The 20,384-nt window shown below is 72.0% G+C and carries 17 protein-coding genes; 7 read left to right on the top strand and 10 right to left on the bottom strand.

The window, feature by feature from the left end; translation table 11 throughout:
* Positions 1 to 122: 122 nt before the first annotated feature.
* The 3 genes from WG209_RS22790 to WG209_RS22780 are packed head-to-tail and all read right to left on the bottom strand — an operon-like array spanning position 123 to position 2,858.
* The gene (locus tag WG209_RS22790) at positions 123 to 1,484 is read right to left on the bottom strand and encodes a hypothetical protein (protein ID WP_337177402.1); all 1,362 of its coding nucleotides are present in this window, start codon (positions 1,482 to 1,484) and stop codon (positions 123 to 125) included.
* A 56-nt stretch (positions 1,485 to 1,540) separates the two neighbouring features.
* Positions 1,541 to 1,756 (bottom strand): hypothetical protein, encoded by a 216-nt coding sequence (locus tag WG209_RS22785; RefSeq protein ID WP_337177401.1) that lies wholly within the window; start codon positions 1,754 to 1,756, stop codon positions 1,541 to 1,543.
* A gap of 22 nt (positions 1,757 to 1,778) precedes the next feature.
* Positions 1,779 to 2,858 carry a DUF1559 domain-containing protein gene (locus WG209_RS22780; protein ID WP_337177400.1) on the bottom strand — a complete coding sequence of 360 codons (1,080 nt, stop codon included), beginning with the start codon at positions 2,856 to 2,858 and terminating at the stop codon, positions 1,779 to 1,781.
* A gap of 287 nt (positions 2,859 to 3,145) precedes the next feature.
* On the opposite strand from WG209_RS22780, the gene WG209_RS22775 reads away from it, so the two are divergent.
* From WG209_RS22775 to WG209_RS22765, 3 genes are all read left to right on the top strand, one after another.
* Complete coding sequence (locus WG209_RS22775; protein WP_337177399.1) at positions 3,146 to 4,342, top strand: DNA-binding transcriptional regulator; 1,197 nt, start codon at positions 3,146 to 3,148, stop codon at positions 4,340 to 4,342.
* Between the two features lie 133 nt (positions 4,343 to 4,475).
* On the top strand, positions 4,476 to 5,489 hold the full coding sequence (locus WG209_RS22770) for a protein phosphatase 2C domain-containing protein (RefSeq protein WP_337177398.1): 1,014 nt from the start codon (positions 4,476 to 4,478) through the stop codon (positions 5,487 to 5,489).
* Positions 5,490 to 5,869: 380 nt separating this feature from the next.
* A complete protein-coding gene (locus tag WG209_RS22765) occupies positions 5,870 to 6,013 on the top strand; it encodes a hypothetical protein (RefSeq protein WP_337177397.1) in 144 nt (47 codons plus the stop codon).
* Between the two features lie 119 nt (positions 6,014 to 6,132).
* Here the strand turns inward: WG209_RS22765 and WG209_RS22760 are convergent, their stop codons facing one another.
* From WG209_RS22760 to WG209_RS22745, 4 genes are read right to left on the bottom strand one after another with little or no spacing between them, the layout of a single operon-like run.
* Positions 6,133 to 6,963 carry an ABC transporter permease gene (locus WG209_RS22760; protein WP_337177396.1) on the bottom strand — a complete coding sequence of 277 codons (831 nt, stop codon included), beginning with the start codon at positions 6,961 to 6,963 and terminating at the stop codon, positions 6,133 to 6,135.
* Positions 6,960 to 7,916: an ABC transporter ATP-binding protein gene (locus WG209_RS22755; RefSeq protein WP_337177395.1), complete on the bottom strand. Its 957-nt coding sequence runs from the start codon at positions 7,914 to 7,916 to the stop codon at positions 6,960 to 6,962. Before WG209_RS22755 ends, WG209_RS22760 begins: the two co-directional genes overlap by 4 nt.
* Before the next feature lie 7 nt (positions 7,917 to 7,923).
* A complete protein-coding gene (locus tag WG209_RS22750) occupies positions 7,924 to 9,015 on the bottom strand; it encodes a hypothetical protein (protein ID WP_337177394.1) in 1,092 nt (363 codons plus the stop codon).
* Positions 9,015 to 9,926 carry an ABC transporter ATP-binding protein gene (locus tag WG209_RS22745; RefSeq protein ID WP_337177393.1) on the bottom strand — a complete coding sequence of 304 codons (912 nt, stop codon included), beginning with the start codon at positions 9,924 to 9,926 and terminating at the stop codon, positions 9,015 to 9,017. The genes WG209_RS22750 and WG209_RS22745 overlap by 1 nt, the downstream gene beginning before the upstream one ends.
* 177 nt (positions 9,927 to 10,103) lie before the next feature.
* On the opposite strand from WG209_RS22745, the gene metG reads away from it, so the two are divergent.
* On the top strand, positions 10,104 to 10,472 hold the full coding sequence (gene metG, locus WG209_RS22740; protein WP_337177392.1) for a methionine--tRNA ligase subunit beta: 369 nt from the start codon (positions 10,104 to 10,106) through the stop codon (positions 10,470 to 10,472).
* 278 nt (positions 10,473 to 10,750) lie between these two features.
* On the top strand, positions 10,751 to 12,256 hold the full coding sequence (locus WG209_RS22735; protein ID WP_337177391.1) for a class I SAM-dependent methyltransferase: 1,506 nt from the start codon (positions 10,751 to 10,753) through the stop codon (positions 12,254 to 12,256).
* Between the two features lie 3 nt (positions 12,257 to 12,259).
* Here the strand turns inward: WG209_RS22735 and WG209_RS22730 are convergent, their stop codons facing one another.
* The 3 genes from WG209_RS22730 to WG209_RS22720 all read right to left on the bottom strand — a co-directional run bounded on the left by WG209_RS22730 (position 12,260) and on the right by WG209_RS22720 (position 17,538).
* Positions 12,260 to 13,984, bottom strand: coding sequence for a protein kinase (locus WG209_RS22730; RefSeq protein ID WP_337177390.1), 1,725 nt, complete (start codon positions 13,982 to 13,984; stop codon positions 12,260 to 12,262).
* A 682-nt stretch (positions 13,985 to 14,666) separates the two neighbouring features.
* The gene (gene glgP, locus WG209_RS22725; RefSeq protein ID WP_337177389.1) at positions 14,667 to 16,799 is read right to left on the bottom strand and encodes an alpha-glucan family phosphorylase; all 2,133 of its coding nucleotides are present in this window, start codon (positions 16,797 to 16,799) and stop codon (positions 14,667 to 14,669) included.
* Positions 16,800 to 16,941: 142 nt separating this feature from the next.
* On the bottom strand, positions 16,942 to 17,538 hold the full coding sequence (locus WG209_RS22720) for a biliverdin-producing heme oxygenase (protein ID WP_337177388.1): 597 nt from the start codon (positions 17,536 to 17,538) through the stop codon (positions 16,942 to 16,944).
* Positions 17,539 to 17,640: 102 nt separating this feature from the next.
* Here WG209_RS22720 and WG209_RS22715 point away from each other — a divergent pair, with 102 nt between their 5' ends.
* Both WG209_RS22715 and WG209_RS22710 read left to right on the top strand, forming a co-directional pair.
* Entirely contained in the window at positions 17,641 to 19,932 is a 2,292-nt protein-coding gene (locus WG209_RS22715) for an ATP-binding protein (RefSeq protein WP_337177387.1), read from the top strand.
* Positions 19,914 to 20,360, top strand: coding sequence for a response regulator (locus WG209_RS22710; RefSeq protein WP_337177386.1), 447 nt, complete (start codon positions 19,914 to 19,916; stop codon positions 20,358 to 20,360). Before WG209_RS22715 ends, WG209_RS22710 begins: the two co-directional genes overlap by 19 nt.
* Positions 20,361 to 20,384 lie beyond the last annotated feature (24 nt).

Raw genomic sequence — 20,384 nt, 5'->3', positions numbered from 1 at the left:
CCCCCGCCGCCCCCCCCCCGGGGCACCGTCACCCCCGCGGGGAGAAGGGGGGAGGGGAACGGATTCCGGGACGCGGCGGGCGCGCCTGGCCGTGACGAGTTCGATGGGCGGGCGGACCTGGATTAATTCGCCGCTTCGTCGCGCAGCGTCTTCAGCAGGCCGACCGCCTCGTCGACGATCATCTCGCCGGTGCCGGGGGGGGTGAAGCTGTGGAGGCCGGTCCAGGTCTGGTAGCCGCCGTGCTCGAAGCCGCGACGGTCGGGGAGGTAGCCGACGTAATCATTGGCCAGCTCGAAGACGTAGGTGTGGCGGAACGGGCTGCGGCGCTTGATGTCCTGGCCCAGCACGGTGAAGAACTCGGCCGGGACGCCGACGACCGCGGTGTCGCCGATGCGGATCGCCTGCACCCAGGTCTTGCGCTCCTCGTTCTTCTTCGGGGCAAGCTCCTTCCGCATGTCGCGGAAGACGTCGACGACGAACTGGGCGATCTGGGGGTGGTCCTTCAGCTTGTACGCCTCGTAGGCCACCACCGCGGCGTCGTCGCTGGCGTCGTCGAAGTCGCGATACTTGATCGTGACCTCCTTGCGGATCCCCTTCACCCGGTCGACCGGGCGGGGCTCGGCCTTCGCGAGCGCGTCATGGACGGCGGCCTTCACGCGGATGATCATCTCGTCGGCCTTCAGCTCCAGGTTGTGCGTGGAGCCGGAGGCGCCCTGGAAGAACAGGACGGTCCCGCCGAGGTCCTCCTCCAGCTCCTGGGCGGCCAGGCCGTAGAAGGCCGGCGAGCGCGCGCCCGGCGTCCGGGCGCCGATGGTGTGCGTGGAGTGGTTGAACACGACCGCCTCGAGCTTGCCGTCGGGGCGGCGGAAGGCCCAGACGGGCAGCTCGGGGTCGAACGGGCCGGTGGGGCGGACGAAGTCCTCCGTGGATCCGGTCCAGTAGATCATCCCGTTGGAGAGGAGCAGCCGGCTGTTGCGGCCGACCGACGACTCCTCGCCCAGCCGGAATTCCATCGTCGCCGGGGCGAGCCGCGCGTTGGCCGCGACGGCCGCCTCGACGGCCTTGTCGCCCACCTGCCTCGCGAACGCCTCCTCGCGGCGATAGCCGTGGATCGAGACGGTCGTCGGCGCGTGGTGGGTGTGCGTGGCGTTGATGAGGATGTTGTCGAAGGGGACGCCCGTGGCCTCCTCGATCCGCCGCGCGGCATCGTCGAGGACGTCGCGCTCGACCATCAGGACGTCCAGCTCCACGAGCGCGACCTTGCCGCCGTGGGGATCCTCGACGACGATCGCGGTGGCGCGCAGCTCCCCTTCCTGCCCCGTCGCCTTGCCCGGGCCGATGCCGCCGCCGATGACCATCGAGTCGTCGGCCTCGAGGTTCGCCGCGGCGGCGCCGACCTTCAGTTCGCCGGCCGCCGCGGGGGCCGCGGCCAGCGCGAGCGCCACCAGCGGCGCGTGGAAGCGGGAGATGAGATTTCGTCGCATCGTCGAAGGATCTCCTGGGTGTTCCGTCCGGCCGCGCCGGGCCTCGGCGCGGGGGGTCAGTGTCGGGCCTTCTTGGCCTTCATCTTGCCCTTGGCGGCCTTCGCCATGTCGGCCGGGGATTGCGACAGCGGCGGCGCCGGCGGCATGGTGCCGGGGGGGAGGTTGGTGGGGGTGCCGGCCAGCCGGTCCTCCCCCCAGCAGCCGATACAGTAGACGGCGAGCATGGCGATCGCCAGGGCCCGCAAGGAACGTCTCGATCGTCGGGTCTTCATGGTCGCCTCCGGGCTCGCGGCGTCAGTAGGAGTCCGAGCTGATGACCTCGCCGCCGTTGCGGCTCCCCAGCGCCCACCAGACCGGCAGGCCGATCGAGTCCTTGACGAACCGGACGGAGCCGTCCGCCAGGGCGACGTTCACGCCGCCGGCGTGGTTGCTGCTGGCCGCGGCCGAGCCGGTGGGGCCGACGAACTGGACGTAGGGGATGTCCCCCGCGTTGCCGCAGTGGAGGCTGTTGGGCCGGGCGACGTGCATGTAGTTGACCAGGCAGACGTGCGTCGGGTAGGCCAGCAGCCAGTTGTAGCCCAGGTAGACCGAGGCGGTCACGTTGGGAGTCATCGTGACCGGCAGGGCCTGGCAGGCCGTGGCCGCCGCCATCGCCCCGGCGGCGCCGGTCCCCACCCCGCTGGTGTCCGCGCCGGGGAAGATCACCCGCCGGGCGTCCTTCGAGGCCGGCGTCATGGTCGCCACCGAGGGGTTGACTCCCAGGCCGATGAGGTGCTCGCTGAAGACCGCGGTGTTGGAGGTGCCGTCGGTGATCGAGCCGATCCGCACCGTCCCCCAGCCGCCCCCCCAGCCCTGGGTGCCGATCCCGCCGTTGAGGGCCAGGTCCTTGGGCGGGACGATGGTCCCGCTGTAGGCCTGGATCTGCCCCGGCCCGCCGAAGTTGCCGACGTAGCTGATCGTCGCCCACGGGTAGCCCGGGCGCTGGGAGATCGACTCCGACGGGCAGAGGAGCGAGGCCACCTGCGTGTAGCCCGCCGTCGTGATCTGGTAGCCGTAGCTCCCCTGGTGGAAGTTCATCGAGTCGAACAGGCCCCCCTGCTCGATCTGCGGCAGCAGGGCCACCGCCCACGACCACGAGAACCCGGAGTCCTGGGTCTCCGAGGTCGGGTAGTTGCATTGCATCGGGAACACGTCGTACGTCGACGCGTAGTTCTGGGCGGCCAGGCCCAGCTGCTTCAGGTTGTTGACGCACTGCGCCCGCCGGGCCGCCTCGCGGGCGGACTGCACGGCCGGGAGCAGGAGGGCGATCAGGACGGCGATGATGGCGATGACCACCAACAGTTCGATCAGGGTGAATCCTCGATTCCCGCGCATGGTCGGCACCTCCAAACCTGTTGACGTGCAAGGGTCGGTTCGGGACGTGGATCCGCGGCGTCGGCGTCGGCGCCCCCGGACGATAAGCCGGCCGGGGGCCTCGGAGAGGCTCGCGAGGCGCTGCTAGGAACGTGATGCGAGGATATGTTAAACGACCGTCATACCGGCGGGAATTGAGTTTCCATCCAATTTCCGCTAAGAAATCGTGTCATAATCGGGGAGGCGTCTCGAAGGGGGCGGAAGGGGGATCGCGGCCGACTCGCGCCGCGCGGCGACGGGGGGTGCTCATGGCCGGGAGCAGGCGCGGGCGACGTCCGGGGCCGCCGCGCGTCGCGCTGATCGTCGAGACCTCGATGGCCTACGGCCGCGAGATCCTCCACGGGATCGTGCGGTATGTCCGCGAGAACGGCCCGTGGACGGTCTTCTTCGAGCCCCGGTCGCTGCAGGACCCGCCGCCCCCGTGGCTGGAGGGCTGGGACGGCGACGGCATCATCACCACCATGTACCCCCAGTTCTCCGAGCTGATCCGCGGGACCGGCATCCCGACGATCGACCTGGACGACCAGGAGCCGCGATCCGGCCTGCCGGCGGTGCGGAGCGACCAGCACGCCATCGGCGCGATGGCGGCGGCCCACCTGATGGAGCGGGGGTTCGAGCGGTTCGGGTTCTTCGGCTACCCCCAGTTCGAGTGGTCGCGGCTGCGGCTCGAATCGTTCCGCCGCGCGGTGGAGTCGACGGGGCGTCGCTGCGAGGTGTACGAGCCGGCCCACGCGGTCTCCTGGGGCCACCAGATGCCGGCCTGGGAGGCCGAGGTCGAGCTGTTCTCGCGCTGGATCTCCGGCCTGCCGAAGCCGCTGGGGCTGATGGCCTGCAACGACTTCCGGGGCGTCCAGGCGCTCGACGCCTGCCGCCGGGCGGACGTGGCGGTCCCGGAGGAGGTGGCGGTGATCGGCGTGGACGACGAGAGCCTCGCCTGCGAGCTGGCCCACCCGCCCCTCTCCAGCGTGATCCCGGACTGCCGCGCGATCGGCTACGAGGCCGCCGGGCTGCTGGATCGGATCATGGCCGGCGGGCCCCGGCGGCCGGCGACGATCGCGGTGCCGCCCAGGGGAATCGCGGTCCGGCAGTCGAGCGACGTGACGGCGATCTCCGACCCGGTGGTCGCCGACGCGATGCGGTACCTCCGCGAGAACGCGGCGCGACGGTTCGGGATCGGCGAGGTGGCCGAGCACGTGGGGGTCTCGCGCAGCACGCTGCACCGCCGCTTCCGCGCCGCCACCGACGGCACGCTTCACGACGCCATCGCCGGGATGCGGATCGGCCGGGTCAAGCGGCTGCTCGTCGAGACGGAGCTGCCGCTCCACGCCGTGGCCGCCCGCTCCGGATTCGCCCACGTCGAGTACCTGATCGCCGCCTTCCGCAAGGCGACGGGCGCCACCCCCGGGGCCTTCCGTCGCGCCCATCGGGGGGCCGGGGGCCCCTGATCGGCGCCGCCATCCCCGGCCGATCCCCGGCGCGGCCCTGGAATTGCTTGGGAATGCCAGGGGGAGTGGCCGGATCCGGTCGCGCCGCCGGGCCGGGAGGCCGGGCGCCGCGCAGAGTCATGAGAAGGCGGCTATGTCCGTGAACATCGAGACCTCGCAGTACGAGTTCCTGGTCGACCCTCGCGGCCGGTCGTCCCGATCCGCTTCGAAGGGGCCGCACTCGACGTCGGTGACGCTCGACCTGGCCGCGACCTCGCACCCGGGCAAGGTCCGGAATCGCAACGAGGACCATTACATGGCCTGCCGCGTCTCCCGCGACATGGAGGTCCTCATGGACAACCTCCCCGCGGGCGAGGTCCCGCGCGACGTCGGCGAGGTCGGCTATTGCATGGTCGTGGCCGACGGCATGGGGGGGATGAACGCCGGCGACGTGGCCAGCATGATGGCCATCAGCACGGGCGTCCGCCTGGCCGACAGGTCCGTGAAGTGGGGCTTCAAGATCAACGAGCGCGAGGCCCGCGAGCTGCTCGAGCGGATCAGCCGCTACTTCCAGGAGATCGACCGCCGGCTGACCGACGCGAGCGAGTCCGACCGCCGCCTCTTCGGCATGGGCACCACCATGACCCTGGCCTACAGCGTCGGCGAGCACCTCTTCCTGGTCCACCTCGGCGACTCGCGCGCGTATCTCTGGCGCGGCGGCGCGATGACGCGGCTGACGCGCGACCACACCGTCGCGCAGGCCCTGGCCGACGCCGGCGAGATCCGGCCCGACGAGATCCGCGCCCACCCCCGCCGCCACGTCCTGACCGGCTACCTCGGCGGCCACCACGGCAAGGTCCGGGCCGACGTCCGCTGGGTCCGGCTGCGGGACGGCGACCGCCTCCTCCTGTGCAGCGACGGCCTCACCGACATGGTCGGCGACGACGCCATCCTCGAGGTCCTCGACCGCCGCGAGGACTCGAAGCGGACCGCCGACCTGCTGCTCGACAGGGCCCTGGAGGCCGGCGGCAAGGACAACATCACCGTCGTCCTCGCCGGCTACTCCATGCCCACCGACGACCCGCCCCCGATCGAGCGCCTCGACGCCGCCGCCGGCGGGGGGCCCAACCCCCTCGACGACACCGGCGAGTTCCCCCGGCCCGGCTGATCGCCGGCGCGGGGGCCCGCGCCCGGGGATCTCCACCGGGCGTCGCGACTTCTCGCGAACTTCGTCCAACAAAATCGCCACGAGGTGCGTATCAACGGAGAGGCCCCGATTGACGGGCCCCCCATCAAGTTCCTACACTTGATGGACCTTTCGCTCGACATCGACGGATCCAAGGCGGCGTACGTCCGCCCGCCTCGATCCTTCCAACTGCCAGCCAGCGGCCGACCTCGGCCCCGAGGATGCTGATGCCTTCGTCCCCGTCTCGCGTTCGCTTCGTGGGCAGCCGCGAACTCCACCGCGACCTCCCGAAAGTCCTGGAAAACCTTGAAGACCCCGATTGCCGATATGTCTTGACCATACATAGCAAGCCGAAAGCCGTCATGATCGGCGCCGAGGCGTTCCTGAGCCTCCTCCGCGGGGCGACCCCCGAGGACCGCCTGCTGGCCCTCCAGCTCGGCGCGCTCGTCCAGGGCCTGGAATCCGCCGGCGTCGACGCCGACGAGCGCGACCTCGTCGAGGTCTGACCGGACCATCGAAAATCGCGGCCCGCGCCGCCGGCGCCCGCGACCCATGCCGATCGAACGTGAAACCCGCGTCCCCTCTCCCGCCGGGAGAGGGGATGGGCCGTCGTCGCCGCCCCGCCTCAGCCCCCTTCCGGGGTCTTCACGCGGAACTCGCGGGCGGAGAACAGCCACGCGCCCAGCGCCAGGAAGAGCGCCGACGTCACCGCCAGGCAGGCGAGCGAGACCGACGCGGCCGGGGCCGTCTCCGGGTCGATCGACCACGGCCCGCCGTCCAGGCCCAGCCAGCGGACGGTCAGCACGCGCGCGTGGAACAGGACCGTCGCGTGGCGGATCAGGAACGGGATGTTCGAGACGAACCCCTCGAAGAAGATGACGTAGCCCACCCCCGCCACCAGCACGCGCTTCGTCAGCAGGCCGAGCAGGCCGAATATGCTGATGTACGCCAGCATCGACAGCGTCGAGGTCGCCGTCAGCACGCCCGCCTCGCGGGCCAGCTCCGGCGCGCCGAAGCCGCCCACGCCCCACCGGATCGCCGCGACGGTCGACGTCATGAACAGGGCGGCCAGCGCCGAAGTCGTCAGGACCGCCCCCAGGGCCTTGGCGACGTAGATCGCCCAGCGCGGGATGGGGCGGATCAGGAAGTACGTCAGCGTCTGCTCCTCCACGTCGTCCTGCACCAGGCTGGAGGCGAACAGCAGGGCCGTCAGCGGCACGATCGCCTGGGGGATCAGGACGTGGAGCAGCGCCGTGGCGCTGTCGTCGGGCACGTAGAGATGGGCATGGCGGCGGACGAGGATCGCGAGCGCCGTCGGCATGGCGAACATCAGGACGAACAGCCAGATCCGCTTGCCGCGGAGCTGGCGCGCCACGGTGATCCTCACCACCGCCGCCAGCGAGCCCGGCGACGGGAGGTTCGAGATCGCGCGGGCCTCGGGGGCGGGCGACGTCATGGGTTCACCAGGTACTTGAAGACGGCTTCCAGGTTGTCATCCTCCGACTCGATCTCCTCGATCGGCGCGTCGGCCTCGCGGGCGAGCCCCGGCAACCGCTGATAGAAGCGGTCCGGGGCGCGTGTCTCCACGACGATGGCCCGCTCGTCGCGCGGCAGCTCGATCCCCTCCACGTCGTCCCAGCGCACCAGTTTGGCGGCGAGGGCCCGGCGGTCGGGACCCTTCAGGACGATGCGGTGGGGATGGGCGTCGATCAGGTCGCGAATCTGGCGGACGTCGCCGAAGGCCACCAGCCGGCCCCGGTTCACCAGGACGATCCGGGACGTCAGCGCCTGGACCTCGTACAGGACGTGGCTGGAGACGAGGATGGTCCTCCCCGCTCGGGCCAGGCCGGCGATCAGCTCCATCAGCTCGTGGCGGGCGACGGGGTCGGTGCCGGTCAGGGGCTCGTCGAGGAACAGCACCTCCGGGTCGTGGATGAGCGCCTGGGCCAGCTTGGTCCGCTGGCGCATCCCCTTCGAGTAGCCCCGGACGGCGCGGTCGGCGGCGGCGGTCATCCCGACCAGCTCCAGCGTCCGGTCGGCCGCCTCGCGGGCGCCGCGGCGGCCCAGCCCGGCCAGCTCCCCGCAGGCGCGGAGGAACTTCCGGCCGGTCATCCACTCGAACATCGCGTCCTGCTCGGGGCAGAGGCCGACGTGGCGGTTGAGCCCGGCGTTGTTCCACGGGCGGACGCCCAGCACGCGCACCTCCCCCTGGCTGGGGCGGAGCTGCCCGGTCGCCAGCTGCAGGAGGGTGCTCTTGCCCGCGCCGTTGGGGCCCAGCAGCCCCGTCACGCCGGTCCCCAGCCGGAGCGTCAGGTTGTTCAGGCCGATCACCTGGCCGTACCACTTCGAGACGCCCCGGAACTCGATCACCGGGGGCTCGTCGGGGGGTGTCGCGTCGCTCGTGCTCATCGGCGCCTCACTTCAAGCGGTCGAGCGACCGGACCCGGGTGGACAGGACCAGGACCGAGCCCGCGGCCAGCCCCGCCAGCACGCCGGCCGACCAGGGCCATCCGGGGGGGGCGTCGTCGTCGAGTTCCTCGAAGTCCGGCGGCATGGGGGGCCTCGGCGCGTCGGGCGGGGCCGCCCCGCGCGGCGGGCCGATGGGGATGCCGAACAGCCCGGTGCGTCGGGGCCCGCCGAAGCCGGCGGCGCCCCGCACCGCGTCGCGGCCGCGGGAGAAGACGTCGGACAGGTGGGCCCAGTGGGCGTCGTGGTCGAAGAGGGCCTCGCGGACCGACGCCAGGTCGTCGGAGTACGACGCCAGCGGGGCCCACGCCCGCGCGGGGGTCTGCCGGGCGGCGTCCACCGCCGCGCCGCCGAGGAGCCACAACGCCACCCACATCGCCGTCACGAACCGGCTGTTCCGCGACAGCGACGACATCGCCAGCATCAGGAGCCCCATCGAGGCCGCCGCCACGGCGCTGAACGCCGCCGACGCCGCCAGGACGCGCCAGGTGTCGCGGAGCACGGACGGGTCCAGGCTGAACGCCAGGCCGATCAGGTACGCCAGCAGGGCCGGGGCCAGCATGATCGCGACCAGGAACGTCGCGATCACGCCGAACTTGCCGAGGAAGTAGTCGACCCGCCGCAACGGCCGCGACAGGTACAGCGGCAGGGCGTTGAATCGCAGATCCTGGCTGATGAGGTCCGGCCCCACGAGCATGACCAGCAGGAAGGCGAAGAACGTCTGGACCTGGAAGAACAGCGCGAACGCCAGGGTCCAGAACGTCGCGCGGAACGCCTTCGGCCCGTCGCGGATCTCTTGCGGCAGGTCCCGGAACAGGAACAGGATCGGCTCCAGGATCGTCGCCTGCTGCTCGAACAGCCCCCACAGGACCAGGAACCCGGCCAGCGCCAGCGCCGGGGCGAGCGCGCCGACGAGCGTGGAGACCATCCAGCGGTTCTTGAACTGGGCCTTCACCCCCTGGCGCGTGATCGCCAGCCAGCGGAGGCCGCGGCCGGCGAGCTTGCCGTCCCAGTGCTGATATCCCTGGTCCAGGATCGGCATCAGCCCGCCCCCCCCACGGCCCGCAGGAACACCTCTTCCAGCGTGCTCCGGCGCGGGCGGAGCATGCGGATCTGCTCCGACGACGCCTCGGCCGCCTCCCAGAGCGTCGCCGCGTCCGCCCCGGCCGGCAGGGCGACGAGCAGGCGGTCCTCGATCGGCGAGGACTCCACCCCGCGACGGGCGAGGACGCGGGCGAACGCGTCGTGGTCGCCGCGGACGCGCAGCTCGTATTCGCGGTCGTGGGGGCGCTTCAGGTCGGCGATCTTCCCCCGCGCCAGCAGCCGCCCCCGGCCCAGGACGACCACGTACTCGCAGACGGCCTCCACGTCCGGCAGCAGGTGGCTGGAGATGAGGAGGTTCATCCCCTTGGCCCGCGCCAGGTCGCGGCAGAGGGCGAGGATCTCCGAGCGACCGGCGGGGTCCATGCCGTTGGTCGGCTCGTCCAGGATGAGGAGCTTGGGGTCGTGGACGATCCCCGCGGCGATCTTCAGCCGCTGCTTCATCCCGGTCGAGTACGACTCGACGCGGCGATAGCGGGCCTCGTCCAGCCCGACGTAGTCCAGCATCTCGTGGGCGCGGCGGAGGGCGTCGCGCGGGGGCATGCCGACCAGCTCGCCGGCGTAGGCGACGAACTGCACGCCGGTCACGTTGGGGAAGAGGCATTCGTCCTCGGGGACGAAGCCGGTCGCCTGGCGGATCTCCAGGGCCTGGCGCTCGACGTCCATCCCCAGGACGCGGCCCCGGCCGGAATCGAGCCGGATGAGGCCGAGGAGCCCGCGGATCATGGTCGTCTTGCCGGCGCCGTTGGGGCCCAGCAGCCCCACGGAGCCCCCCGGCATCGCGACCGTCAGCCCCGCCAGCGCCGTCACGGCGCCGTAGGTCTTCGTGAGGTCTTCCAGCTCGATCAGCATCGCTCACCGTCTCTGGGGGCGTCGGACCCTCGGCGTCCACTCCAGGCGTTCGCCGCCGCGGCCGGTTTATTGTGCGACGACGGCCGGCCCGCCGCAATTCGCAGGCCCCGCCCGGGTCGCGTTTCCGTCTTGGATTTCCGGCCGGACCCGGCCACAATCGAAGGCCGTTGACGACCCATGCGCCCCACCACCGATAGCGAGAGACCGAGGACCGTGGCCGAACCCATCACTTACGACGACTTCGCCAAGATCGAACTCCGGGTGGCCAAGGTGCTGGAGGCCCGTCCCCATCCCAACGCCGACAAGCTCCTGCTGTTGCAGGTCGACGTGGGCGACGAGCGGAAGCAGATCGTCGCGGGCGTGAAGGCCCACTACGCGCCCGAGGCCCTCGTCGGCAAGAACATCATCATCGTCAACAACCTCGCCCCGGCGATGCTCCGCGGCGAGACCTCCAACGGGATGCTGCTGGCGGCCTCCTCCGGCGAGAAGGTCATCCTCCTGACCGTCGACGACCAGGACTGCGTCCCGGGCGCCCGGATCAAGTAATCGGGGGTCCGGTTCATGTCGATCGCGAGCGACCCCTCCGCGCTCTTCCCCCCTGGAGGGGGAAGACAGACTCCGAAGGAGTCAGATGAGGGGGAGCCCGCCCGAGTCGCATTGGAGGCCGGGACGCCCGCCCAGGCCGATGGCCTCGGGAGGGTTCTGGAAATCCCGACGGCCGTCTCTCTCGTCCCCCCCTCATCCGGCCCTCCGGGCCACCTTCCCCCTCCAGGGGGGAAGGCCGTCGTCGACAGCTTCTCGGTCCCTCGGCGAGAGGTCCGAGCTTGAGTCGGGACCTCGGCGACTTCCAGACGCCCCCCGAGCTGGCCGCGACGCTGGTCCGCCGGCTCGGGCGGATCGGCGAGCGGTGGCCGCGCGTCCTGGAGCCCACCTGCGGGCGCGGGAACTTCCTCCGCGCCGCTCTGGATTCGCCGAGCCCCCCGCGCGAGGCGATCGGCGTCGAGTTGCAGCCGGCCTACCGCGACGAGGCCCTCGCCGCGCTCGGCGCTCGCGCCACGATCCTGGGCGCCGACGTCTTCGCCGTCGACCTCGCCGCGCTCCCCTGGCGCGGCGACGGGCCGATCCTGGCGATCGGCAACCCGCCGTGGGTCACGAACGCCGCGCTCGGCCGGCTCGGCAGCGGAAACCGGCCCGAGCGCCGGAACGTCGACAACCTCCCCGGGCTGGACGCCATGACCGGGGCGTCGAACTTCGACCTGGGCGAGGCCGTCTGGCTGCGCCTGCTGGACGCCCTCGCGGATCAGCCGGCGACGATCGCCATGCTCTGCAAGACGACCGTCGCCCACGCCGTCCTGGCGCGGATCCGGCGTCGCGGGCCGTCGGCGTCCGCCGAATGGGTCGAGGTCGACGCCCGGCGCTGGTTCGGCGCGGCGGTCTCCGCCGGCTTCCTCGTCGTCACGCTCGGCGAGGCGTCCCCGCGCGTCCCCGTCTTCCCCGACCCCGAGGCCGTCGCCCCCGCGCGCTCGATGGGGTGGATCGGCGACCGACTCGCGGCCGACTTCGACGCGGCGTCGGCGCTCGCGTTCGCCGTCGGCCGGAGCCCGCTCGACTGGCGGCAGGGGATCAAGCACGACGCGGCCCCCGTCATGGAGCTGACCGCGGCGGGCGGCGCGCTCTTGAATGGCCTGGGCGACGCCGTGGACGTGGAGCCCGAATACCTGTACCCGCTGGTCAAGGGGGCGGACCTGGCGAGGGGCGTCGCGGCCGGCCGCTCCCTGATCGTCCCGCACCGCTCGCTGGGGGAGGACACGCGGGGGCTGGAGTCGGCCGCGCCGAGGCTGTGGGCGTATCTCCGGTCGCACGCGGGGCGGTTCGAGGCGCGGCGGTCGTCGATCTATCGGGGCCGGCCGTCGTTCTGCCTGTTCGGCGTCGGGCCGTACGCGTTCGCGCCGTACAAGGTGGCCGTCGCGGGGATCCACCGGCCGACCCGCTTCCGCGCGATCGGGCCCGTGGGCGGGCGGCCCGTCGTCCTGGACGACACCTGCTACCTGCTCGCTTGCGAGTCGGCCGAGGAGGCCGCGGTCCTCGCGGCGGTGGGGAACGACCCGATCGTCCTGGGCCTGGCGCGCGCCCTCGCGCCGCCGGCGGCCAAGCGGCCCGTGACCAAGTCGCTGCTGGGGGCGATCGACCTGGCGGCGGTCCTCGCCCGGGCCGACCGAGACGCCCTGGCCGCGCGGGCCGTCGCGGCGATGCGCGACGACCTGGGCCGGCGCGACGACCCGACGCCCGCCGTCGCGGCCGAGATCGCGCGCCTGGTCGCGGCTTCGTAGCGCCTATTCGTCCTTGTCCGCGTCCGGGTTCGGCTCGTCGTCGGGCTCGGGCTCCGGCTCGGGTTCGAGGGGGGCGAACAGGTCGGCGACGTCGGTGTAACGGCCGTACCTCTCGCGGAGCATGGCCTGGATCTGGATGGCCTCCTTGGGGCGGCCGGCCTGGAGGGCGGCGACGGCGCGGCGGAACTGGTCCTCGACGAACACGCGGCGGTCGTGGACGCGGGCGGCCAGGTCGTCGGCCCGCTTGACGGCCAGGAGGTGCCACTTGCGGTCCTCGGGGTCGTCCTCCGGGACCGTGTCGGCCATCTGCCGCCAGTAGCGCTCGGCCTCCACCTCGTTGCCCTCGGCCTCCGCCTTGGCGGCCATGGCGTGGTACATGGCGAACTGGCGCTCGCCGTTGGTCTGCGGCTGGGAGAAGGGCGTCGGCGTCGGGCTGGCGAGGAGCCGGGCGCGGCCCTCGGCCTCGTCCAGCACCAGCTTGTCGCGCCAGGCGCGGGTCTCCCCGCGGTAGGGGTGGTCGGGGAAGCGGGCGTCGAGCGGGTCGATGTATTCCCGGATGGCCTCGATCCAGTCGGACCGGCGGGACGATTCCATCAGCGGGACGGCGCGACGGTAGAGGTATTCCTGCCCGGGGGGCCAGAGCCAGTAGGCGATGAAGCCGCCGATGACCAGCAGGCCGCCGACCAGCCCGGCGATCTCCAGGCGCTCGCGGGTGAGGAAGCCCGGCTCGTCGTCGATCGAGAGCGCCGGGACCGCGCCGGAGGACCGCGACTTCTTCTTCCCCTTGGCGGCCGCCTTCGGCTTCTTCGGCGCGACGCCGATCCCGGCGCGGGAGGGGTTGGCGGCGGCGTCGCCGGGCTCGGGCCAGACCATGGCGACGGCCTGCTTCCTGTCGGCCTTGTCGCGCAGCTCGCGGAGGATGACGGCGACGGCCTCGGCGTCCCAGGGGCGGTCGGCGGGGGCCTTGGCCATCAGCGAGACGACCACGTCGTCCAGCGCCTTGGGGATCTTCTCCACCTTGTCGCTGGGGCGGGGGGGGGGCTCGTTGATGTGGCAGTGCATCAGCACCACGGCCGACGCGCCCGAGAACGGCGGCTTGCCGGTGAGCATCTGATACAGCAGCGCGCCGAGGGAGTAGAGGTCGGTCTTGTGGCTGACGGCCGGCGTGCCGCGGATCTGCTCCGGGGCCATGTAGGCGGCGGTCCCCAGGGTGCGGCCGGGGGCGGTCAGGGCGGTGCGGTCGAGGTCCTTGGCGATGCCGAAGTCGGTCAGCTTGACGTGGCCGTCGGGCGTGACCATCAGGTTCGACGGCTTCAGGTCGCGGTGGACCACGCCCTGGCGGTGGGCGTACTGGAGGGCGTCGCAGATCTGGATGCCGAGGTCGACCACCTCGCGCCAGGGGATCTCGCCGCGGTCCTGGATGACCTTGTCCAGGGTGGTCCCCTCGACGTACTCCATCGCGAAGTAGTACGTCCCCTTGTACTTGCCGGTGGCGAGCCAGCGGACGATGTTGGGGTGGCGGAACTGCTTGACGATCTCGGCCTCTCGGCCGAACCGCTCCAGCAGCTTGGGGTTCTCGGCCACTTCCCCCTGGACGATCTTCACGGCGGCCGCGCGGCCGGTGGCCTGGTGCGTCGCCTTGAAGACGACCCCCATCGCGCCGGAGCCCAGGACGGACTCCAGCCGGAAGGAGCCGAGCTGCTCGCCGATGAAACTCTGGCTGCTCATGGCTGCGGTCGAACCTCGCCGACGCGCGGCGGCTGGGGAGGTGGCGGGCCACGCCGCGTCGGGCGGCCCGGGTACGATCCGATTCGGGGGGACGACGCCCTCCCCGGAAATTGTATCACCCCACCCAGGGCGAGTCAGCCAGCATGGCGGACGCCTCCTTGAATGGCGAGAACCGCCGGCCGCAATCCCGGGGAGGCGTCGCCGGGAGATGGCTTCGTTCGTCGTCGCGCGACCCACGGGGTTTCCACGCAAACCCCGACCCGGCAAACGATTGCGCGCGAATCGAATTGGCTTCGTTCGTCGTTTTCGAATGCCTTTGCTCGATCCCCGTCGGCGGGTGGCCGGCCGGGAAAGGCGCGGGATGGGGCGACGCGCGGCGCCGGGCGCGTCGGGGTCGGACCATGGCGGCGCGCGAGGCGGCGGGGTATCCCGCCGTCCTTACCGATTCCGGGTTTTCAAAGAACGAGGGACACGATCAACGGGAACAGTCCGTCGGCGGAGTTCGGTGATTTCATGTTTCCGGCGCGATCTCGGAAATATTTCGAGGGAAGGGCGACACGAACGGCCGGTGACGGCCGCGATGACCCCCGGCCGGACCAATGATGTCCCCTCTCCCGCCGGGAGAGGGGACGCGCGTTGCACGCTCGCGGGATACGCGGCGCCGGCCGGGCCGCGGCGGGGCTTACTGGCAGGTGACGCCGCCGGCGGCGGGGGCGTAGCTGCGGCGGACGTAGTCCATGACCATGCGGTCGGCGTTGAACTTCCAGGCTAGGGTGCGGAAGGCGTCCTTCTGGCGGGCGACCCACTTGCGGGGCAGGCCGGCCTCGTCCTGGTCGTAGTACGTGGGGACGACCTGGTGCGTCAGGACGTCGATCAGCGAGGCGTGGTCGCGCTCGTCCTGGACCTGGATCGAGGCGTGGTTGGTCCCCGCGCCGATGGCGAAGCCGTTGCGGCCGTCGTAGGCCTCGGCCCACCAGCCGTCGAGGATCGAGAAGTTGAGGGTGCCGTTCAGGACGGCCTTCTCGCCGGAGGTGCCGCTGGCCTCCTGGGGCCGCCGGGGGTTGTTCAGCCAGACGTCGACCCCCTGCACCAGGTGCCGGGCGACGTTCATGTCGTAGTCCTCGACGAAGACGATGTTGTTGCGGAAGCGGTCGTCCCAGGCGATCTTGACGATGTACTGGATCAGCTCCTTGCCGTAGCGGTCCTCGGGGTGGGCCTTGCCGGCGAAGACGAACTGGATGGGCCGCTTGGCGTCGTTGATGATGTCGACCATGCGGTCGATGTCCTTCAGCGCCAGGCCGGCCCGCTTGTAGGTGGCGAAGCGGCGGGCGAAGCCGATCGTCAGCGCGTTGGGATCCAGGACGTTCGCGAACCGGGCGGCCGAGGAGTCCGACTCTCCGCGCTTGCGGGCCTGGGCCACCAGGCGGGACCGCACGAAGGTGATCAGCCGCGCCTTGAGGATCTGGTGCGTCTCCCACAGCTCGGCGTCGTCGACCTCCTCGATGGCGCCCCAGGTCTCCGGGTGGCGCTGGCGGGCGGACCAGTCGGGGCCGAGGTGGCGGTGGAACAGCATGGCCATCTGGGGCGCGACCCACGTCTTGACGTGGACGCCGTTGGTGATGTGGCCGATCGGCACCTGCTCCTCGGGGAGGTTCGGGTAGAGCGGGTGCCACATCCGCCGCGAGACCACCCCGTGCAGCGCGCTGACGCCGTTGGCGTGGCGCGAGAGCTTCAGGGCCAGGACCGTCATGCAGAACAGCTCGTTGGCGTCGTGGGTGTAGACGCGGCCGAGGCCCATGAAGTCCTCGTACGAGAGCCCGATGGCCTCGCGGACCCGCCCCAGGTGCTCCTCGACCAGCTCCGCCGGGAAGCGGTCGTGGCCGGCGGCGACGGGGGTGTGGGTGGTGAACACGGTCATCTGGGCGACGTCGCGGTGGACCTCGCCGTAGGGGAGGCCGGTCTCCTCCATCAGCTCGCGGATCTTCTCCAGCACGGCGAAGGCGCTATGGCCCTCGTTCAGGTGGAGGACCGAGGGCTGGATGCCCAGCGCCTTGATGGCGCGGACGCCGCCGACGCCCAGGAGCAGCTCCTGGCGGATGCGGGTGCGGCCGTCGCCGCCGTAGAGCCGGGCGGTGAGGGTCCGGTCGGACTCGTTGTTCTCCGGGACGTTGGCGTCGAGCAGCAGCAGCGTCGTCCGGCCGACCTCGACCCGCCAGACCCGGGCGTGGAGCGTGCCGTTGGTCGTCTCCACCGAGACCTTCAGCGGCGAGCCGTCGGGGCCGAGGGCCGGCTCGATCGGCAGCAGCGAGACGTCGGTGTCCAGGTAGCTCTCCTGCTGCCAGCCGTTCGCGTCGAGCGACTGGCGGAAGTAGCCCTGGTTGTACAGCAGGCCCACGCCGATCAGCGGGATGCCCAGGTCGCTGGCGCTCTTGAGGTGGTCGCCGGCCAGGACGCCGAGGCCGCCGGAGTAGATCGGCAGGCTCTCGTGCAGGCCGAACTCGGCCGAGAAGTAGGCGACCGGCCGGGCGCGGAGGATCGAGGCGTGGACGGCGCCCCAGGAGTCCGTCCCCTTGAGGTACTCCGACAGGCGGCGGAACGCGAAGTCGATCCGCGAGTCCAGGGCCATCTCGGCGGACCGGCGCTCGAGCTGGTCGGCCGGGATCCGCTGGAGGAACTCGACGGGGTTGTGGTCGACCTCGCGCCAGAGCGCCGGGTCCAGCTCCCGGAACAGGTCGATCACGTTGGACTGCCAGCACCACCACAGGTTGCGGGCGAGTTCCTTGAGCTTGTCCAGGATGTTGGATTGACCGGCCATGCTGTTCCCTAATGCGTGGAGGACCTACGGACGCCGGCCGGCCGATCTCCGATGATCGCTCGGCGGGACGGCCCCCGGAGAGCCATGTAGTACGGGGAGGGCCGCGAGTCAAGGGTAGTATGGCGCCGGGGGGGCCGCCGGCTCAAGCCCGCGAGGGCCCCGCCGGCGGCGCGGTGAACCATCCGTCGACGGCCGCGAAGGTGGCGTCGGCCGAGCGCTCGACGGCGTCGCGGACGGCCTCGTCGTCGGCCGCGTAGGCGTCGACGGCCGCCCCGAAGGCCCGCCACATGGCGCCGACGCGGTCGCCGTAGCTGGCGAAGTACGAGCAGCCGTCCCCCGGCCGGAGGCCCAGGTTGGCCTCGACGGCGCGCGTGATGTGCCGGCCGCCGAGGGTGGAGCCCTCCAGGACGTACATCATCCCCAGGGCCGAGGGCAGGCCGTCGATGGGGGGAAGGATCGGGCATTCGGGCAGCCCGGCGACCTGGGCGGGGACCATCCCCAGGCGGGCGAGGTCGGCCTCCAGCAGCGGCGTCTTGCGGCGTTCGGCCGGGTCGATGCCCACGGCGTCCCAGCCGGAGACCCGGGAAAAGCCCTTCTCGGCGGCGCGGTGCAGCCCGTAAAATAGCCGCAACGACCGGGCGTAGCCTTCCAGAGTGCTCGTCAGCCGCATGAGGCCGAGCCTGGCCTCGACGGCCTCGTGCCGGGGGCGGGTGGCTTCCTTGAGGCGGGACATCATCATGGGGTTGGATCGCTCCTCGGCTGACTGTCCCCGACGGCGGGGGCCCGCGGCGGCCCGCCGCGCCCCGCATTATACCGAGCCCCCCCGGGGCGTCGAGGCGCCATGACGACCCGCGCGACCCCCCCCGGCCTGGCCGATTGCGCCCGCGAGCCGATCCACGTCCCCGGGCGGATCCAGCCCCACGGCCTGCTGTTCGTCCTCGACGAGCCCGGCCTGACGATCCGCCACGTCGGCGCCAACGTCGCGGACCACCTGGGCGTCGAGGCCGCCGCCGTGATCGGGACGCCGCTGGCCGAGCTGGTCGCGCCCGCCGCGTTCGAGGAGGCGCGGGCCAGGCTCCTCTCCGCGGACGTCCGCGAGTCCGGCCCCTGGCGGTTGGAGATGAAGGGGCGCGCCGGGGGGACCGTCGCCTACGCCGCCCACGGGCATCGCCACGACGGCCGGCTGATCCTGGAGCTGGAGGCCCCCGGAGGGGAGGCGGCCGACGCGGAGTCCAGGTCCATGTCCGGCGTCCGCCGGGCGATGGCCCGGCTGGAGGGCGCCAGGTCGCTGCGCGACCTGTGCCAGGCCGCCGCGGCCGAGGTCCAGGCCCTGACGGGCTTCGAGCGGGCCCTGGTCTATCGGTTCGACGCCGACTGGCACGGCGAGGTGGTCGCGGAGGTCGTCGCCGAGGGGCTGGAGCCGTTCCTGGGGCTGCACTTCCCGTCCTCCGACATCCCGGAGCAGGCCCGCCGCCTGTACGTGGCCAATCGCTCGCGGCTGATCGCCGACGCCGAGGCCGCGCCGGCGCCGCTGGTCCCGGGCCTCGACCCGGCGTCGGGCCGGCCGGTCGACCTGGGGATGGCGGCGCTGCGGGCGGTCTCGCCGGTCCACATCCAGTACATGAAGAACATGGGGACCCGGACCTCCATGTCGTTCTCGCTGCTGCGCGACGGCCGGCTGTGGGGGCTGCTGTCGTGCATGAACCACCGGTCCACCCTCTACGCGCCGCCGTCGGTCCGCGGCGCGTGCGAGCTGCTGGCGACGCTCGCGTCCACGCAACTGGCGGCGAAGGAGGACGGCGAGGGCTACGAGTACGGCGTCCGGCTCCAGGCGGTGCGGGACCGGCTGATCCGGCGCATGGGGGAGGAGCCGAACCTGGCGGCGGCCCTGCTGGGGGGCGGGGGGTCCGACATCCTGGAGCTGACCGGCGCGGGGGGGGCGGCCGTCGTCCAGGACGGCGCGATCGAGACGGTCGGCGAGGCCCCCGGCCGGGCGCGGATCGAGTCCCTGGTGCACTGGCTGCGGGGCCAGCCCGAGGGGGAATTCTTCCAGACCGACTCGCTCGCCCGGCTGTTCCCCGAGGCGATGGCGTACAAGGATTGCGCCTCCGGCCTGCTCGCGGCGACGACCGCGCGGGCCCAGGGCCGCTACGTCCTCTGGTTCCGCCCCGAGGTGATCCGGACGGTCGCCTGGGGCGGGGACCCGCGCAAGCCGTACGGGCCGGGGGGGTCGCTGAGCCCGCGGGCCTCGTTCGCGCGCTGGGAGGAGGAGGTTCGGCTCCGGAGCGCCCCCTGGCTCCCGGCCGAGGTCGCCGCGGCGAGCGGGCTGCGCGACGCGATCGTCGCCGTCGTCGTCGCCCGCGCCGAGGAGCTGGCCCGGCTGAACGCCGAGCTGGAGCGGAGCAACCGCGACCTGGACGCCTTCGCCTTCTCCGCCTCGCACGACCTGAAGGAGCCGCTGCGGGGCATCCACCACTACGCGTCCTTCCTGCTGGAGGACTACGCCGACCGCCTCGACGCCGAGGGGGTCGAGCGGCTGGAGAGCCTGGGGCGGCTCTCGCGGCGGATGGAGTCCCTGGTGGAGTCGATGTTCCGCTATTCGAGGCTGGGCCGGTCGCGGCTCGACCGCGAGGAGGTCGACCTGAACACCCTGACGGCCGAGGTCGTCGAGCTGCACCGCGTCACGCTGGACGAGGGGGGGGCCACGGTGACCGTGCCGCGGACCCTGCCGGCCGCCCGCTGCGATCGCGACCAGGTGGCGCAGCTCCTGGGCAACCTCATCACCAACGCCGTGAAGTACAACGACAAGCCCCGCAAGGCCATCGAGGTCGGCTATCGCGAGCCCGTCGATCGCGACGGCGACGGCCCCGCGCGGTCGGGGCTCGAGTTCTACGTGCGGGACGACGGCATCGGGATCCCGGAGAAGCACCACCAGGCCGTGTTCCGCCTATTCAAGCGACTTCACGGCCGCGACAAATTCGGCGGGGGAACTGGCGCGGGCCTTGCTTTCAGCAAGCGGATCGTCGAGCGACATGGGGGCTCGATCTGGGTCGAATCGGGCCCCGGCGGCGGGACGACCTTCGTCTTCACGCTGGGAGATCAGGGGGAGGGCGCATGCGACCGGACGAACTGATCCTCGTGGTGGAGGACAGCGACGAGCACTACACCGCCGTCCTGCGGGCGTTCCAGAAGTCCGGCGTCGCGAACCCGGTGTTCCGCTGCTGCGACGGCGACGAGGCGCTGGACTATCTCTTCCACGCCGGCCGGTTCGCCGAGCCGGGCTCGGCGCCGTCGCCGGCCGTCGTCCTGCTCGACCTCAACCTGCCGGGGACCGACGGCCACGAGGTGCTGGGGCGCATCAAGGCCGACCTCGTCCTCCGGAAGATCCCCGTGGTCGTCCTGACGACCTCGGACAACCCCGCCGACGTCGCCCTGTGCTATGAGGCCGGGGCAAGCAGCTACATCATCAAGCCGATGCGGTTCGAGGAGTTCCTTCACAAGGTGAGGGCGCTGAAGGAATACTGGTTCGAAACCGTGGCCCTGCCCACGGCGACGGGCTGAACCGCGCGGTCGGAGGGGGCGGAG

The sequence above is a fragment of the Paludisphaera sp. genome (assembly GCF_037189885.1).
In the GTDB taxonomy this organism is placed as follows: domain Bacteria; phylum Planctomycetota; class Planctomycetia; order Isosphaerales; family Isosphaeraceae; genus Paludisphaera.
This window is presented reverse-complemented; position numbering and strand designations above follow the sequence as displayed.